Source organism: Paenibacillus luteus, from assembly GCF_006542765.1.
Classification (GTDB): domain Bacteria; phylum Bacillota; class Bacilli; order Paenibacillales; family Paenibacillaceae; genus Pristimantibacillus; species Pristimantibacillus luteus.
On sequence record NZ_SKCD01000011.1, the window covers coordinates 222,643 to 239,971 of the forward strand.

Here is a 17,329-nt window from a genome sequence, read left to right on the forward strand (position 1 = left end):
CCCCTTGTTCTCTAGACCCTAATTCCAAGAAAAAGGTTTCACATTTTTGTGTTTTTTACCGAATTTCTTTAAGAAGTACCGACAACAAAACACGGAAAACGTACGTTAAGCCAATAACATACTTTTGACTGCTGGAGACATTCTCTACTTGACTTACTTTGTTTACAAGCATAAACTAAAATTAACGTTTACGCTTGTAAACAAATTATATAAAAGAGGTGAAGAAGATGAGCAGCTTTCCCCACATAACCGAAGCCGAAAGCCAAGTAATGAAGCTTCTATGGCAGAAGGAACCTTTGTCTGCTTATGATATTATTTCGAAGTTGTCGGATCAGATGAGCTGGACGGATCAGACGATCAAAACCTTTCTTAACCGCCTGCACAAGAAGAATGCGATCCGTTTCGAAAAGGCCGGCAGAAATTATCTCTATTATTCGTTGGTTTCACATGAAGAATACTTAAAAGCCGAGAACCGATCCTTTCTAGACAGAGTTTATAACGGGGCTGTAGGCATGCTGTGTACGAAATTTCTTGAGGAAGAGTCTTTATCCGAGAAAGATATCGAGGAGCTTCAACAACTGCTGGAAAAGAAGAAGAACTCATGATATTCATGAAGACGATGTTCTCCCTTATTTTGAATGCATCGTTGGCATCGGCGGCAATCATCTTATTACTGGTTTTCATTCGGAAGTTGTTCCATCTGCGGCTTACACCTAGATTCATTCATGTCTTGTGGTTCCTTGTATTAATTAAACTGCTTGTACCTGTTGGTCCGTCGAGTTCTATCAGTTTGTTTAATCTGGTGCCGCAAGCGATAGCAGATCAATGGACAACCGATCAAAGCCATCCTGCTGATAATTCCGGATCCGTTAAGCAAAGAGCGGACACTTTCGGATCCAGCGACGAAACGAAGGCAGTCTTACAACAACGCTCAGAAGAAGCTCTGCCTTTCGATTTATCGGCATCCCGGCTTGAGGATTCTGATTTGTTAACAGCAACTCCTCTCTCTCACAGCGGCGAGCAAGATCGGGGTGGGTCAAATATCCTTAAAATCGGCTTATGGATATGGCTTGGAGGATTAGTATTTCTCAGTATGTATTACCTGATTGTGACACTAAGATTCAGAAAACAACTCCGATTCGCCCACCGGATCAACAATGAAGAGGTACTTTCTGTTCTTAAAGCGTGCAGTAAACAACTCGGTATGAAACCAAACATTCCGGTTTATGAGATAAGCGGTTTTCAGAGCCCATGGATCTACGGAATGTTAAAGCCTAGCATTTATTTACCGGAAGATATGGTTGTCATCGCAGATTCCCAGCAATTGAGACACGTTCTTCTACACGAGATGGCACATTATAAACGCAAAGATTTATTGTTCAATTCCTTATGGACGTTAGCGGTATGGCTACATTGGTTTAATCCTTTGGTTTGGCTGGCGCGGCAAAAAATGGCCTCCGATCGGGAAATGGCCTGTGATGCGGTCGTGCTTGAAGCGCTGGGTGAGCAGGAATCTTCGTCTTATGGCATGACACTCCTTCAGTTGTCGCGTTTCACTTCTCGAAGCTCTCATCCACGGATTAATCTTTCATTTTTCTTCAACAACAAGAATGAGACGAAACGGAGAGTTATGATGATTACGAAGTTCAAACAAGGTTCATACAAGCTGTCTGCCACGGCTATTGTGTTGATATTAGTCTTGAGCGCAGTTTTGCTTACCAACGCCAATGTGAATTCAAATGCTTCTCAGGCAGCGGATTCAAACGATGAGAATACGGTTTCCTCCTTTCAGATCGACAGACCGATTCCATCATTCAAATGGTTTCATAATCTGGACCGGGCGCTCGCTTTTTCAACGTTTGACTTTAAAGTGCCCGATTATCTGCCCGAAGGGTATCGCCTAAGAAACGTGGATTTAAATGAGAATTTCAGTAAATCCAATAAATCAGACTTAATTGAACTCGTTACGATCACTTTCGTATCGAACTTTGGCCAACAAGGCGAGCAAAATTTTGAGATAAAAGCTTCCAAAGGAAGCGGCACTTTGCTGGAGCATCAATTATTGTGGGGGGCTTCGTATTCCCAAGAATCGGGCCGTACTCCTTCTTACCGGCAAGAAGACCTGACATTAGGAAGTATGAAAGGTATTATGTACACAACTGCAAGGTCCAAATATAAGCAAAAATCTGAAACAGCCAAAAGCTTTGTATGGCAGGAAAACGATGTAACGTATTCGATCAATTATTATAGCGCTGATCTTATACAAGAAGAGCTGGTAAACGTTGTTCAGTCATTTGCATTGCCAGACCAAGTACAATCTGTCGATTATAAGGGTGAGGGCAATTCATTCCCTTTATATGATGAGACGGATTTGCAAGAAGCAAAACAGATTCTTGGCTTTCCAGTGAAATTCCCGTTTGCCCTATCAGACTATGGTCTTAAACTTTCCGATTCGGTTTTGCAGCAGGCTGACGATCAGAACACCGGGTTCTACATTAGACCGGACACAGACGCCTTGATGATTAGTTATCGCGTTCCTTACAATTCCTCCATTTATGATACAAATGACTCGATGGATTATTATCAGAGCAAAGCGCCTATTGTGGATGCGAGCAAGTTGTCGTTCTTGCACAAATTGGAGATTAACGGTATCGAAATATCGGCATATGCAGATAAGGATCATATCTATTGGGAGCCTATCCATTTGGATAACAATCAATTGAAGTTCAAATCTCAAACGTATTATGTGTGGAAGCAAGACGGTATTTATTATACGGTTTTTTTCCTTGGAGTCGACAAACACCAGGAAGAAAATCTTGAAGCTTTAGTACTCGCTACTGTCCAATAATACAAACGCTGAATCCAATTAACCTAGGATTCAGCGTTTGTAGTCTGTCCCATTACTACAATGAAACTGCGAGCATATTATTTTTCTAGATTTGATTTAAAACAAGCAACCACTCTAACGTCGTTACGACCATTAAAGAACCTGATTGCTGATTAACTATTTGTGAAATTCTGATCCTCTCCCCCTTTAAAGACAATTTTAAAAAACCGTTCAACAGCAGCTTAATACTGCTTGAACGGCCTCATGAATTGCATACCTATTAATGATGAAGAGTCAAATCATATGTTTAATGCTGCTTCATTAACGATTTCAAATCATTGACGTTACTGCTCGTCAAAATCGGAATGTTCTCGGTTATTTTCGCGATCTCCCAGTCCCACCATTTCATTGATGTGAGAATCTCTATGACTTCCTCATCAAATCGACGTCGAATCAGTTTGGCTGGATTCCCTCCAACGATTGAGTACGCAGGAACGTCTTTGGACACGATCGCATGTGAGGCAATGATCGCTCCGTCACCAATTTGAATTCCTGGCATAATGGTAGCGTTATAGCCGATCCATACATCGTTCCCGATGACGGTATCGCCTTTGAAGCCCCCGCTTAAATTGTCCAACCCACTCACCCAATCCCCGCCAAATGCTCCAAATGGAAAAGTGGTGAAGGCACCGGTATTATGATTTGCACCATTCATAATAAATTTAACTTGGGATGCGATCGCGCAAAACTTACCGATTTTCAGCTTATCACCGATAAAGTCAAAAAGATAAAGCACGTTTTTCTCGAAATCCAACGGATTTTGATGATCATCATAGTACGTATAATCCCCAATTTCAATTTGAGGATTAACGACGATATTTCTCAAGAAGCATAAGCTTCTAATACTTTTCATGGGGAAAACATGAGTTGGATCTGGTCCAGACATTCAGCATCGCTCCTCAAAAAAATCATTGTTCAGCCCATCTAAGCGAAAGCTTAGAAAAAAATTAATGCGATAAATCTTTAACCATCTTAACATGAGGAATATTTTCTTCCATGAACACTGTCGATGCGACTTCGTAGCCTTGCTTCTCATAAAATGCAGCAGCCTGTACTTGCCCGTGCAGCTTCGCTTTAACTACGCCTTTTTCCTTAGCAATTGCCTCCAATTCCTCCATGATCGCTTGTCCCAAACGATGTTTACGATGGGATGCAAGTACGCAAATCCGCTCCAGCTTAGCCATATCTTCAACGATGCGGACCCTTCCGGTACCGACGGGCTCGTTCTCGTAATAAACAAGCACATGGGATGCTGTATCATCAAATTCATCGAGCTCTACTTCCTCCGCGACGCCCTGTTCTTTCACAAAAACCGTTTTCCGAATGCGGAAGGCTTCCTCTAATTGCTCATCTGTCGTAATACGTTTCGTCTCCATCATCATCTACCTTCCATTCGTGCTTCTCTTTTGTTGCTGACTCGTATCAGCTATATCTCTTATTATAAAGCTAACTGTCCAAGATGCAAAAACTTAGCAGCATTTCAATGCTAAAGAGATGACGGCTTCGGCAGCTAGCGCTGAATAAGGATTCAAGTTGCAGGAAAATCACCAACGAGAGGAACTATTCGCCAAATGCAGACCGTTTTTTTCAATCGTTGAAATGCTATGCTAGGAATAAGAAATTCATTTTAGAAGAGGCGGGATAAAACATGTCTTATCTTTCGATTAGCACTTGGAGTTTGCACCGTATATTAGGTCCGCTGCATTGGACCGTATGGGATGCCCAATCGGGAAAACATGCCACCACCGAACAAGAACAACCACTGGTACACACACTGCTGGAGCTGCCTGCTGAAGCTGCTTCCAGAGGATATCAAGCTCTTGAAGTTTGTCATTTTCATTTCCCATCGACAGAGCCCGAATATTTAGAAGAGCTTCGTGCTTCATTCCAATCTGCAGGGATGCGGTTCGACACGCTGCTGCTTGACTATGGTGACCTAACGAATGCCGACGAAAACAGAAGGACGGCCGATAAGGCATTTATTAAACAATGGATCGACATCGCTTCTCTTTGCGGTGCGAAACAGATTCGTGTCATAGCAGGCGAAGCTTTGCCAACGGATAAGGCAGCATTGCAGCTTTCTGCTGCTTCACTCCATGAACTGGCGCAATATGCCGCACCTAAAGGTATTCACGTCATAACCGAAAATTTCAAAGCATTAACCTCTACCGCTATCAGCAGCCTTGAGCTGCTTGGGCAAGCAGAAAAATCCGTTGGTTTCATTACCGATTTTGGGAATTATCATGGCATAGGCAAAACAGACGAGATTGGGGCGACAACGCCATTAAGTGTCTCCGTCCACGTAAAGCCGACCTATGACAGCGATGGTTTTCCCGATCAAGAAGAGCTTGTTGCTTATTTGGAAAAAGTACAAGAGGTAGGTTTTGACGGCGCCTATGTCCTTATTTATGATGGTCCCGGTGATATGTGGGAAGGACTTGCCCGTGTGAAAGCCATAACCGCGCCTTTTGTATTGACAGCACGTTAGTCCGCTCCTATACTTATAGAGTTGAAAGAATGATAATCGTTATCGATAAATCAAATACTCTATAAGTATTTTTATTTTGATCGCTAAGGGAGTGCGCTGATGACACAGGACATGGATTTTACGCTTGTTGAAAGCTTTTTTCACATTTCTCCAAAAGGTGCAGACCATCCGTATTACGAGCTGCCCGCCACTGATTTTCTAGATCAGGCCATCTCGCATGCTACGCTAGTTAAAGCCGGAGAAATGGTGCAAGCGATTGGAATGCAGCTGCCAGCCTCCTTCGTTGGCACCTCCTTCTTTCATTTGTGCATTACGAATCTAATCTTCTCCGCGCAATACAACCGGTATTTGGATTTATCATTACATAATCTCATTTATCAGCTAGAGAAGCATGATGACCATGCCCATTTGGGTTTCAAGATCAAGGAGCTTCGCTGGACCGAGGTTCCAACTGACGAGCAGGAGCGTAAAACCTTTCTGGAGAACGCCTTTAGCTCCTTCTTTAACCAAGAAATTAACGGTATTGTAGAAGCAGTGGCCTCCAGCGCAAATTTAAAATCAGGGATGATCTGGAATCAGGTTGGCACACTATTTCTATCTGTGGTTGAATATATAGAGGAAAATATTAAGGATCAAACACTCGTTGATCGTTTCAAAAGTGATTTTGACGTCCTTGTCGGGCTTCCGGCAGAGGTATTTAACCGCAAGCGAAGCCCTTTCATTCATAAGCCTCGTTATATTGACAATCCGTGGTCACCGCCGAACGGAAAAGCAATGATTCGTTCGGCTTGCTGCATGTACGATTGCCGGGTTGATGGACAAAAATGTTATACTTGTCCGCGGATGCTGCCTGAAGAGCGTGAAGAAAGACGCAAGCTTGTTCTTGCCGGTTCCGTATAAATTCGAAAAGCTGCTGATCGATAGAATTCTATCGGTCAACAGCTTTTTTTATCGAAGCATACTTCATATTATAATAAGTTAACATAACTATAATTATGTTAACTGTTTTATTTTCTCGCCGGAATTTTAGTGGAAATATTATCCATAGCACGCCGCAGCTGTTTATTATCAATATGTGTATAAATTTGGGTCGTCTCTATACTTGCATGACCAAGCAGTTCTTGAAGCGTTCGGATATCGGTACCGCTTCGGATTTGCATCGTGGCGAAAGAGTGTCTTAGCTTGTGGCTGGACAACTGTTTGTCCGCGAGCGATGGCAAAACATCCTTCAGCTGCTTTATCGTATCATCGGCAACCGTCTGAATCATCCGTATGGATAATCTACGGCCAAACTGCGATACAAAGAACGGCTGTTCCTTCCCCTGCCGCGAATCCTTGCGATCCTCAAGCGCTTCATTCAAAAAGCTTTGCAAAGCTTCAGGGAGAGGAATCACCCGCCACTTCCGCCCTTTCCCCAAAATATGAATCGAGCCGTCCTGTCGGAAATCCTGCACGTTCATTCGGTGAACCTCGCCAACACGAAGTCCCGCATAGGCCATCAGCAAGACGATTGCCGCATTTCGAATATAATATTTCCCTTTTATTGCATGGAATAACTCCTCGAGCTCATTCTCTTCCAAATAAACGGGAATGCGGTTTTTTTCTTGTTTGGATTTTGCAATGAGGGCCGCTGGATTAGCTGACAAATGCTCCATTTCAATTAGCGCTTTAAAAAAAGAACGCAAAGACGACAGCTTGCGGTTACGTGCTTCGTCTCCTGCTCCATTTTCCCGACACAGCGCCATATAGCGCATAATATCCATTTTCGCAATGAGCTTCATCTCGGTTGGATAAACGGATTGCAAAAAATACCCGACATCGCTCAAATAGGCTTGATGGGTCGATTTGGTCATTCCTTTATTTTTCATCCAGATGGAAAAAAGCTCTAGTTCGGTTCCGTAACAATCCATGACCTCGTGCTGCCTCATACGCAAGTTAAATCCCCCAAATTTATGCAATTATGTACTCTATTTAAGTGACTACTACTCTAGTATCTTAACTGAAAAGTAGATATAAATGCAAATTGCGTGAAATATGTATTTCACGCAATTTTTTTGCCCGTATTTTTCCGTTAATGTCCCTGTTTTTCACCCATTTCAGTGATTTTTAGCGTTACGTCGTAATTGACCTCTGCTCGGTTAAAAGTCTCATCCCAATCCATTGTTTGTAGAAATAAAAAAAAAGAAGAAAGGCTGTTAGCCCCTCTTCTCTTAAATCAACCTTATTTTGTTCAGCTCTAACTAAGTGAGCGCCACGCCTTTAGGTAAAATGTGTTCTACCTGCTCCCGAACATAAGCATCATTCATTTTCTCGCCGAAGATAACGATGTTTCCGCTGTCTTCACGCGTTCGAATCAACCGACCTATTCCTTGTCTAAGCCGCAATAGCATGTATGGCATATCTACCTGCTCAAACGGCGATATAGCATCGTTGCGCCTTGCTGCAAACAATGGATCGTTAGGAGGAAATGGCAGCTCCCATACAATGACCTGCGATAAGGACGGACCTGGAATATCCAAGCCTTCCCAAAGGGTTACGGCGCATAAAATACTGGCTTCGTTATTTTGAAACTGCTCGATTAGGTAACTAATTTCGCTTGAGCCCTCATAATAGAAGGTGAAGCCCGCTGCATCGGCGTGATGCTCCAATTCGGCTTTAAACTGCTCCAACTGTTCCATTGAGGGGAACAAGATCAGGCTTCTGCCGCCCGTTTGCTTCAGCAAGCGGCAGGCAGCTTCCACTTTTTTAGTGAGCGTCGTATCCGAATCGGTATGCGGAAGTTCAACACTCATCTGCTGCTCATAATCGTAAGGCGATGGTACCGAGAAGGAAATAGAGCTGTCCATGCCCAAAATATCCATCATATAGTCAAACGATCCATTTACCGACAGGGTTGCTGAGGAGAAAACAATCGGCATTTTACGGGAAAACACCTGCTCCTTCAACACTTCCTTCACCCATTTCGGCATAATGACAAGCGAAGTTCCTTCCTTGTCCTGAGATACCCAACTGATAGGCTTGTCCTCTTTCTTGAATAAGGACAATGCAAATTGGATCATTTCCAAATGCTCTTCCACGATTTTCAACTGATACGTATCGATCGTATATAAGCCGCTCTCGAAGACCAGCTCTTCTTCAATAACAGAGAGCGTGTCCTGCAAACGGTTAATTTCACGGATCAATTCCTCGCTCCAAATGATTTCTTTCCGATCTGATGCGGGCACTTTCTTACTGTTTTTATTCATCAGTTTAAACAAATATTCGCTCTGAGTGATAGCATCCTCGACGGCTACGGCAAGTGATTCCCGTATTTCTTCCTGAAGGAGCCGAGTGACAATACCTTCAAAAACGGCATGGTTCAATTTATAAGTCAATGCTTGCTGGGCAGCCGTTTCCAGTAAATGGCCTTCATCGAATACAACGGAGCTGTACTCTGGGAGCAACGGCAACTGTCCTTCGCGTTTACGGGCTTCATAGGTCCAAATATGCTCCATATAAAAATCATGCGAACAAATAATAACATCTGCTGCTTTACGATAATGATCACGAGAGAGCGTTTGGCCGCAGCGATGTCTCACGTCGCAGACTAAGCAGTCCTGGAACACATCCCAGCCCAGTTTGTTCCACTGATCATCATTCAAGCTCGGGTAATCCTTGCGGTTTCCGTAAGGATAAAAGCTTTGCATCGAATCCGGCTTTTGCACAAAGCTTGGGAGGCCTTGATAAATACTGTCAAATAGCTCCGCATCATCTTGTCCAGATCTTACGTCATCGAGCTTGTTTAAACAGATATACTGATCTGCTGATTTCCCTAATCTCGCATCGATAGTCAAATCCAAATAACGCGCAAGCTTGGCGATATCCCCTTCGGGCTTTACGAGCTGTTCGATCAGCGACTCATCGGCACATGCGATAATGGCCGGTTTTCGCGTATATCTTGCATAACTAATTGCATAGAGGAGATACACGAACGTTTTGCCTGTACCGACGCCTGCTTCGGCAAAAATCGTTTGTTTCTCGGCATATGCGCGTTCGAGCTGGAAAGCCATATAAATTTGCTCGTCTCTAATTTCGAAGCCAGCTTCTGGCAGCTTCTCATAAAAAACGTCGGCAATCCAATCACTTGCCTGTTGGATAAAGGGTTGTTTCGGGTCAAAATCAAACGGATATTTATTCACGGGTAGCTTGCCTCCATATAGTAGGCACAAACGGCTGCGTGCAAGCACGCAGCCGACTGTGAAATCTCCTGTACTAAGCGTACACTCAAATATATCACTAGAGTGCGGCATAGTCAAAGATTTTGCAAACAATTCGCTTATTCTGTCCATTTGATTAAATGAGGGTGAGGATCTAGAATGGATTCATACTGTTCCTTCCACCCATAAACCGCATCCGGATCTAGCTGTTTATACCGTTCATACTTGTGCAGACGATCCTGTTCCCGCGCCCAGCCCCAATGCTTTACGCGCAGGCTGGACGTTTTATTGGCGAGACCATAAATATTCTGCGGAAACCTGCCGCAATGCTGCGGCGTTTGCTTCCACTCGTACGTATACTCCTCCGCATATTTCAAGAGAAACGGCCGGTATACGGAATGGGCATTCCAATACTGGTCTTCTCTATATTCATCTGGCGACCAAAAATCATAAAGGCGGAACAGAAAAACATAGGCTTCCGGATCATTGAGCAGAACAGGCAAATCTAATTGAAATCTATCCTCAAAGTATTCATCCGCATCCATATTCAAAATCCATTGCGGCCGTAAGCTTATCGTTTCCTGCCATTGCTGCGTTCGAAGCTTCACCTCATTATGGAATTGAGAGCTTTCGTTTTTAATATAGGTTAATGGTATGCCAGCCAATACTTCATGTACGATCTCTCCCGTATGATCCGTGCTTCCATCGTCAATAATGACCGCATGGTCGATATACTGACGGTGGTGCTCCAATGCTTCACGCAAAAAACGATCCCCTTCATTTTTTACAATCATGGACAAAGTAAGCTTAGGCCCAGCCGCCGGTACAATAATCGTTGGACCCGTTGCGATGGAAGTTGGTGGTTCTTCCACAGGCACACTGCCTGTTGATTCCATAAACAGCTTCGCCCTTACAAGATCAGATTCCCGGTATACGTGAAAAGCGGGGTAGTGAGTGTCGACATGCAGATTTAGGCCAATCGCTGCCGATCGAATACAGAAATGACGGTCCTCGCCCCATAAAGAAACATTCGGAATCGTTCTGAACGAAATCGGCTGCTCCAATGCATTTCGATCAATGTAGGTGCAGGCGCCCAGCCCTCCTACTTCATAAAAACCGGGAACTCTCAGTTTGATAAGAAAAAGAACCGCCGCTTCTGCCCCGTCGCCGGCATTCAATGTACGATCATTTTGAAACGGCCAATACGTATCCTTAAGCCACACCTGAGGAAGCTCCATCGTATTCGGCTGCCACTGGGTCCAAAAGATAGCTGAAATAATATCCTTGCCCGATGAACGCAATGATACTAGCGTTTGAGGGTGCAGCAGTAAATCCGAATCAATAAGGAATAATCCGTCATAGCTTTGGTCTCTGGCCTTATGGATCATGTGATCTTTCCAGTTAGCTATTTTATCAATTAAATCATTGCTCCAATAATGTGTGAATTCATCCCTGGAATAGGGAGTCATGGAATCGCTTCGTTGAAGAATCGTATGGCTTCCTTCTGTTTCCTGCTGCTTTGTAATAAATTCATTCAACAGCTTCGAGGATAATTCGTCATCATTGTCATCGATAAAGTAATAATCGACATGAAAATCATCCTTCGCCAGCCGCTCCAGCGAGGCAAGAAAGTAACGCAATACCGCGGGTTTCTGACGAATAGGACTTCCGATTAAAATTCGTTTCAACGCTATGCCTCCTCTATTCCAAGGTGGAGATTCCTTAGGAATGTTAATCCTTATGAGACATATGCATCTAATATGCGATTTCCTTGTGGTTTTATTTTTAACGGAGGTGTCACCGCTATGGCTGCTATTCAGAAATGGGATCTAAACCCGCTGCTTCTCGGTCTACTCTTTCTATGCTTCGCAGATGCCTTTTTCACAGACATTGGGCTACGAATGCAGCTCATTGAAGAAATGAACCCTCTCATTAAACAAGTGTACGATTGGAACGTTGCAGGCTACTATAGTTTAAAGCTCGTACTGCCCGTTTTGCTTTTTTTGCTTTATTGCAAGACAAGCAGCCGCAAATGGATCAACCCCTGTATTCTTCTTACAACCACTCTTTATTTTGCCGTGAATATCTATCACTTGATTTGGATTTCGTTTGGCGTGCGGGAAGGAGCTATTGTATTTGAACTTTTCTGATGATCTTCTTTACCTCCACTAGGAGTGCGGTATAATAATAGTTAGAAGTTTTGGTATCTTACATTTGAACATAGGAGACATCAAAGGGGCTTTATTAACATGATTAAGAAAAGGCTGGTTTCTCCGCTTTCTCTTCTATTTTTTTTACTGAAATGGCTGCTAATCGGAGGAACGGTAGGCCTATTATCCGGAACTGCTTCTGCACTTTTTCTTACTGCCCTCGACTGGGTGACGGAAACTCGTCTCCAGAATCCCTGGCTGCTCTGGCTGCTTCCTATTGGCGGTGCTCTCGTCAGCTATCTCTATCTAAAGTATGGGAAAGAAGCGGGCAAAGGCAATAATCTCATTATTGAACAGATTCATTCCGGTGACGGCGCCGTTCCGTTGCGTATGGCTCCGCTCGTCCTCTTCGGTACGCTTGTCACCCACTTGTTTGGCGGTTCTGCCGGCCGAGAGGGAACAGCGGTCCAAATGGGCGGGAGCTTAGCAGAATGGGTGGGCAAGCCATTCAAGCTTAAGCCTTTGGATCGCAAAATCATTCTCATGTGCGGGATAAGCAGTGGCTTCGGCGCTGTATTCGGAACTCCGCTTGCGGGGACGCTATTTGGCTTGGAAGTGTTAGCGATAGGGTTGATTAGCTATGAGGCGCTGCTTCCCTGTTTTATCGCCAGTTTCGTTGGGCATCTTGTGACTACCGCCTGGGGGATTAAGCATATTCATTATGCCATTGGTAATGTACCGCCTCTACAGCTGCTTCTCACGATTAAAGTTATCGGTGCTTCGGTATTGTTTGGTTTGGCGGCGCTTCTCTTCATTCAATTGACACGAAGCTTAAAGCGGTTATTTAGCAAATGGATAGCAAATCCAATAGTAAAAAGTGCGGTCGGCGGCATTTTGATTATCGCTCTCGTCTACGCGTTAGGTACACGCGATTATTTGGGCCTAGGCATTCCGCTCATACAGCAATCCTTTCAAGAGACAGTCTCTCCCGCTGTTTTTTTGCTGAAAACCGCATTTACGGCACTTACGCTAGGGACAGGCTTTCAAGGCGGCGAGGTCACTCCGCTCTTTGTCATAGGCTCGACGCTAGGGAGCGCTCTCGCCGGCTTGCTTGCCGTACCCGTTCCGCTCTTGGCAGCCATCGGCTTTGTTTCGGTATTCAGCGGTGCAGCCAAAACGCCGATTGCCTGCTTTATTATGGGAATTGAAATATTTGGCTCCGAAGGAGCGATCTATTTGTTTATGGGCTGTATGATCGCCTTTCTCTGCTCCGGCAAGTTAGGAATTTACGAGTCGCAAAAGCCAATCGGCGAATCTAAAGTGAACTAAAAAACCTGCTCCCAACATTTTGGGAAGCAGGTTTTTTGCATTTTAGAAATAGACGATATAAATAACGGCTGCCAGCACGATCCGATAAATCGCGAAAGGCACGAGCTTGATTTTGTTGATCAGCTTTAAGAAGAAACGAATCGACAGAAGTGCAAAGACAAAAGCGCTCAGAAATCCCGCAATAAAAAACGGCAGCGATTCCAACGTGAAATATTGCCAATTTTTCGCCAGCGAGAGCAAGCTCGCACCCGCCATGATCGGAACCGCCATGATGAAGGTGAAGTCCGCTGCGGCGCGGTGACTCATCCCTAGCAATACGCCGCCTGAGATTGTTGATCCTGAACGGGAGAAGCCTGGCCAAAGCGATAAGCATTGAATAAGACCGACCGACAACGCTTGCTTGTACGTAATTTGGTCCACCGTTTCCACCTTCGTCTTGGCTGGCCGGAAGCGATCCGCGATAATCATGAATACCGCTCCGATGACGAGCCCAAAGAGCACCGTTCTAATGGAGAATAAATACTCATCGATGTAGTCATCGAACAATAGACCGAACACGCCTGCCGGAATCAGACCGACCAGCACATGGGCAAGCTTAAGCCTTTTTTGAGGCCCTGCAACTGCCTGCTGTCCCTCTTGTTGCTTGGCCCGCCGCAATCCTAGCAAATCAATAAATCGGTTACGGAAAATAATGACTACGGCCAAAATCGAGCCAAGCTGGATGACGATTTTAAACGTATTCGCTACGTATTTCGTCAAATATTGCTCCGATTGGAGCCACATATCGTCCACAATGACCATATGTCCCGTCGAGGAGACAGGTGCAAACTCTGTCAAGCCTTCCACAATGCCCAAAATAATCGCTTTTAAAATAATAAAAAAGTCCATGTTCCGTAGAATCTCCTAACCGTGTGAATTCATAGATTGTTTTAATAGGGAAGCACGTATCAAATCATAACACATAACCGTGACAGCCAACAAATCATCGGATGACTTTGATTATTCGCAATTCACAGCTTGGCTAGATAGGTGGCTTCATAAGAAAAAACGCCGTTTGCCCACCTATGCAGCACGACGAATTTCTGCTATTTCTATAGTAAATCTAGTGGTGAGGGTTCAGCCGAATCGCTGGCGATAACCGCATTTTCGGCAAAGCTCCTCTACCGCTTCCCGTCTCGAAAATCCTTCATACAGCTTGGTTGATCGATCATTCTCGATAATTTCGGAAAAATGAGTATCATGGATATTGCCTAAATTAATTACTCCCTCGCCATCCAAGCAGCATGGAATGACCGTTCCGTCAATGAGGATGCCTGCTTGGTTGCGAAGCGCATGGCAGAAGCCTTTGCCGCTATATTCGGGCTCTTTCAAATCTGGCCATTTGAACTCAGGGTCTTGATTTAAATAAATGCGTTCAGCAATTTTCACTCCTGAGCCAGGAATGAATTTCTCTTCAATTTTATAATCAAGGTCGAAAGCCTTCTCGATCATGCCGAGCAGCTCTCGGTTTTTATTTTTCTGTTGATTGGTTTCATTGTCCATATCCAGATTCCATAGCCGAAAGGAGATGATGATGTTGCTTGTGGCTACCGCTTCCTTCACAAATGCCAATATTTCAGCCAGATAGCCTTCTTTATTCGTAGATCCGGCATGTCCATCAAAGCTGTGCAGCGAGAAATTAATTTGGCGCAAGGCCGGCTTATTCAGCAGCTTGTCTTTGTTTTTGGTAATGAGTGTTCCGTTAGACGTAATATTGACTTTGAAACCCTTCTCGTGGCTAATATCAAGCAGCTCATCCATCTTCGGGTGAAGCATCGGCTCCCCCTTGACGTGAAAATAAATATAATCGGTATGCAGCTTGATTTGATCAAGCGTCTTTTTGAAATCCTCCACTTGAATAAAACCTTTCGCGCGAAGCGTAGGCGGACAAAAGCTGCAGGATAAATTACAGATGCTTGTCGTCTCTATATAAAACTTTTTAAACTTCTTCATTGGTCATATACTCCATTCCCCATAGGTCCAGCCTGTGTTCCTTATCGTTGCTTCTGCTATTATACAACGAGAAGAAGGAAAGTGACAAAAAGGAATATACGACAGCAGCTGATCATTCCCGTTTTTCTTCCCGCAAAGGTCGTATGCCAATCGGAATGCTCTCTGAATCAGTAGTTATGAAGGCAGCCTGGAAAGAACCAACATAATGAAAAACCCGCCCCATGATCGGGTTGCGAACCTCAACAGTTATTTTATAACAGCTCTCCTGATCATCATACCATTCGTTGACCTCGGCTTTGCCAGTCAATACATTTGGGCATTTGAATTGAAGCCATCCTTCATAAAAGCGTTGATCTCCTGAGCAAATTTTTATGCCGCCATTTTCCGAGACGCTTATCTCCAAATCAACGGCTAGATGCTGTTGGTTTCCCAAATAATCAACGATTCTTTCTCGTTCTCCGCTGTAAACCATCGTCGCATCAAAATACTGTACGGAGCGAGTGAATTGGAATTTGCGAATCCAAGTGACCGTCTCCCTCCCGTAATGATCTTTATATGCGAAATTTTCTATCGAAAAGGGAATGTTAGTGCCTCCCTTCGGAAACATAATATGCCGCAAAGTACCGAAAAATAGCGGCAATGCGACCAGCTTGTTATACCAAATATGGTGCATGACCCCGCTTCCAATCGATGCAGTCCGGTCTTGGCTGGAGAACCCAAATCGTTGTTGAATTCGGGGATGAAGCTTGGCAAAATCAGCTCCGAGCGCCTGTTCATAGATTGATCTCATCAGCTCATTCCACTCTCCTTTGCAGATTTATGATATGCACGCTTGCAGCGAGACGCTTGAGGCAAGTGCAAGCGGCTGACCATCGCTGTGCAGCATAAACCGACCATCGGCAAGGCTAATGTAAGGGGATTAAATGGCGATTTGAACAGCTCGGGTTCTGCTATTGCAATCGGAAGAGTCAGTGCAAGAAGTAAAAACATTTGAAGAGTAAAGATCCATCTTCTCCTGTGAAAGCCTACCGTAAGCAAACCCAAGCCGATCTCGGCAGCTCCAAGCAATCCAATCACTGTCTTTTCAATGCCATCGAACCAACCGATATGCTGCATGACGGCCAGCTCTCCCGCTTCAGGGAAAAGCAACTTAGGCACAAGGCCTTCATAGCACCACATCAGCATTAAGAGCATTACGCTCAAATAATGAACGATTGCACGCTCTGCAATGACGGCAGGCGGGATTCGCTCCTCCAGCCATATGCGCAAGCGGTCAAAGCTCCAAGCTGTTGCGTACCCGAATAAGGGCTGGAACACGAAGCGATCCAGCAGTGAACCTGCCAAACCGAAACGGGTTTGATAGCTATAGAGCGTAGAAAACGTGATTTGATGTGCATGTGCTTCATATTTCCAGTATCCGCCTCCTCTCCGAATCAAAGAGATTGGCTGCTCAGAGGCAAAGGTCAAGGAAGATTTACGATAGCACGCAGAGGCTGTATTAGTTTGAAAGGATTCGCCCGTACCTGAAATTTTTATGCCAAAGCCGATTCGGGTCTCGTATAAAAACTTCTGTATGGAAGCTGAATGGCTTTTTGGCAAATAGCGAATTTGAGTGAACCGAAGATCCCACTGCTCATGCAGCAGCGGGTTTTGCGTATGCTCCCAAAGCTCGCTCATTGATCCTTTGATTTCAAGCTCAACATAGATAGGTTTATTATTCATCCCCATCCCCCTCTGCCTTTACGTCTGCTGGCTGCATTTGTCCATCCATAAACCTGCTTATCAAATCTGGCGTTGGCAGAATGCAATGGGTTGCCCTGCCAAACCAACGATACCGATTACGCGCAATCAGATCATATGCCGCATTTCGCAAAACGCGGGGTACTATCTTTCCTACAACTGCAAATCGCCACCACCCGCCAAGCCGAACAAGAACATGTAAAGCAGCATCGGATTTGATGAGAAAGCTCCCTTGCTGCACCATAACGAAAGTATCCAAAACCTCCGTTGGCAGCTTGCATTCAAGCAACAGCTGCTGTCCAAGCGGTGATTGCAACGTAGCGAAGCGGAAAAGATTTGCTTTATCTCTTTTGACAACAAAATGTGTAATGCCATTGCATAGCAAGCATTGGCCATCAACAAGCAGTATACTCGGAGCCCCATGATGATTTTTTTTATTCTTCATTGTCTTTCGCTTCCTCTCTCTCCTCATTTTATATGGCCATTGGGTTGCTTCGGCAGTGCTAACTTTCGTAGAACATCACAAAGAAGGGTACTACACGACGTA

The 17,329-nt window shown here is 44.5% G+C and carries 16 protein-coding genes; 6 read left to right on the top strand and 10 right to left on the bottom strand.

The window, feature by feature from the left end:
* The first annotated feature begins 227 nt into the window (after window positions 1–227).
* Both E0496_RS08990 and E0496_RS08995 read left to right on the top strand, forming a co-directional pair.
* Window positions 228–605, top strand: coding sequence for a BlaI/MecI/CopY family transcriptional regulator (locus tag E0496_RS08990; protein WP_141501248.1), 378 nt, complete (start codon window positions 228–230; stop codon window positions 603–605).
* Complete coding sequence (locus E0496_RS08995) at window positions 602–2,848, top strand: M56 family metallopeptidase (RefSeq protein ID WP_141501249.1); 2,247 nt, start codon at window positions 602–604, stop codon at window positions 2,846–2,848. Before E0496_RS08990 ends, E0496_RS08995 begins: the two co-directional genes overlap by 4 nt.
* A 286-nt stretch (window positions 2,849–3,134) precedes the next feature.
* Here E0496_RS08995 and E0496_RS09000 read toward each other — a convergent pair whose 3' ends face one another.
* Window positions 3,135–3,773 carry a CatB-related O-acetyltransferase gene (locus E0496_RS09000; RefSeq protein WP_141501250.1) on the bottom strand — a complete coding sequence of 213 codons (639 nt, stop codon included), beginning with the start codon at window positions 3,771–3,773 and terminating at the stop codon, window positions 3,135–3,137.
* 61 nt (window positions 3,774–3,834) lie between these two features.
* Window positions 3,835–4,263, bottom strand: a complete 429-nt coding sequence (locus E0496_RS09005; protein WP_141501251.1) for a GNAT family N-acetyltransferase — start codon at window positions 4,261–4,263, stop codon at window positions 3,835–3,837.
* A gap of 272 nt (window positions 4,264–4,535) precedes the next feature.
* Here E0496_RS09005 and E0496_RS09010 point away from each other — a divergent pair, with 272 nt between their 5' ends.
* Together E0496_RS09010 and E0496_RS09015 are read left to right on the top strand one after the other, a co-directional pair.
* Entirely contained in the window at window positions 4,536–5,375 is an 840-nt protein-coding gene (locus E0496_RS09010; protein WP_141501252.1) for a sugar phosphate isomerase/epimerase family protein, read from the top strand.
* Window positions 5,376–5,474: 99 nt separating this feature from the next.
* A complete protein-coding gene (locus tag E0496_RS09015) occupies window positions 5,475–6,275 on the top strand; it encodes a hypothetical protein (RefSeq protein WP_141501253.1) in 801 nt (266 codons plus the stop codon).
* 107 nt (window positions 6,276–6,382) lie between these two features.
* Here the strand turns inward: E0496_RS09015 and E0496_RS09020 are convergent, their stop codons facing one another.
* From E0496_RS09020 to E0496_RS09030, 3 genes are all read right to left on the bottom strand, one after another.
* On the bottom strand, window positions 6,383–7,303 hold the full coding sequence (locus E0496_RS09020) for a tyrosine-type recombinase/integrase (protein WP_241674706.1): 921 nt from the start codon (window positions 7,301–7,303) through the stop codon (window positions 6,383–6,385).
* A gap of 312 nt (window positions 7,304–7,615) precedes the next feature.
* Window positions 7,616–9,553 carry an ATP-dependent DNA helicase gene (locus tag E0496_RS09025; protein WP_141501255.1) on the bottom strand — a complete coding sequence of 646 codons (1,938 nt, stop codon included), beginning with the start codon at window positions 9,551–9,553 and terminating at the stop codon, window positions 7,616–7,618.
* A gap of 137 nt (window positions 9,554–9,690) precedes the next feature.
* Window positions 9,691–11,259, bottom strand: coding sequence for a glycosyltransferase family 2 protein (locus E0496_RS09030; protein ID WP_241674651.1), 1,569 nt, complete (start codon window positions 11,257–11,259; stop codon window positions 9,691–9,693).
* A gap of 117 nt (window positions 11,260–11,376) precedes the next feature.
* Between E0496_RS09030 and E0496_RS09035 the strand changes: the two genes are divergently transcribed.
* Both E0496_RS09035 and E0496_RS09040 read left to right on the top strand, forming a co-directional pair.
* The gene (locus E0496_RS09035) at window positions 11,377–11,721 is read left to right on the top strand and encodes a DUF5658 family protein (protein ID WP_139999042.1); all 345 of its coding nucleotides are present in this window, start codon (window positions 11,377–11,379) and stop codon (window positions 11,719–11,721) included.
* Window positions 11,722–11,820: 99 nt separating this feature from the next.
* On the top strand, window positions 11,821–13,050 hold the full coding sequence (locus E0496_RS09040) for a voltage-gated chloride channel family protein (protein WP_141501257.1): 1,230 nt from the start codon (window positions 11,821–11,823) through the stop codon (window positions 13,048–13,050).
* A 42-nt stretch (window positions 13,051–13,092) separates the two neighbouring features.
* Here E0496_RS09040 and E0496_RS09045 read toward each other — a convergent pair whose 3' ends face one another.
* From E0496_RS09045 to E0496_RS09065, 5 genes are all read right to left on the bottom strand, one after another.
* Window positions 13,093–13,938 (bottom strand): undecaprenyl-diphosphate phosphatase, encoded by an 846-nt coding sequence (locus E0496_RS09045; protein WP_139999046.1) that lies wholly within the window; start codon window positions 13,936–13,938, stop codon window positions 13,093–13,095.
* 228 nt (window positions 13,939–14,166) lie between these two features.
* Complete coding sequence (locus E0496_RS09050) at window positions 14,167–15,042, bottom strand: radical SAM/SPASM domain-containing protein (protein WP_141501258.1); 876 nt, start codon at window positions 15,040–15,042, stop codon at window positions 14,167–14,169.
* Window positions 15,043–15,154: 112 nt separating this feature from the next.
* Window positions 15,155–15,832, bottom strand: a complete 678-nt coding sequence (locus E0496_RS09055; RefSeq protein WP_141501259.1) for a DUF4166 domain-containing protein — start codon at window positions 15,830–15,832, stop codon at window positions 15,155–15,157.
* A complete protein-coding gene (locus E0496_RS09060; protein WP_141501260.1) occupies window positions 15,832–16,764 on the bottom strand; it encodes a DoxX-like family protein in 933 nt (310 codons plus the stop codon). Before E0496_RS09060 ends, E0496_RS09055 begins: the two co-directional genes overlap by 1 nt.
* On the bottom strand, window positions 16,757–17,227 hold the full coding sequence (locus E0496_RS09065; protein ID WP_161601346.1) for a thiol-disulfide oxidoreductase DCC family protein: 471 nt from the start codon (window positions 17,225–17,227) through the stop codon (window positions 16,757–16,759). The genes E0496_RS09060 and E0496_RS09065 overlap by 8 nt, the downstream gene beginning before the upstream one ends.
* Window positions 17,228–17,329 lie beyond the last annotated feature (102 nt).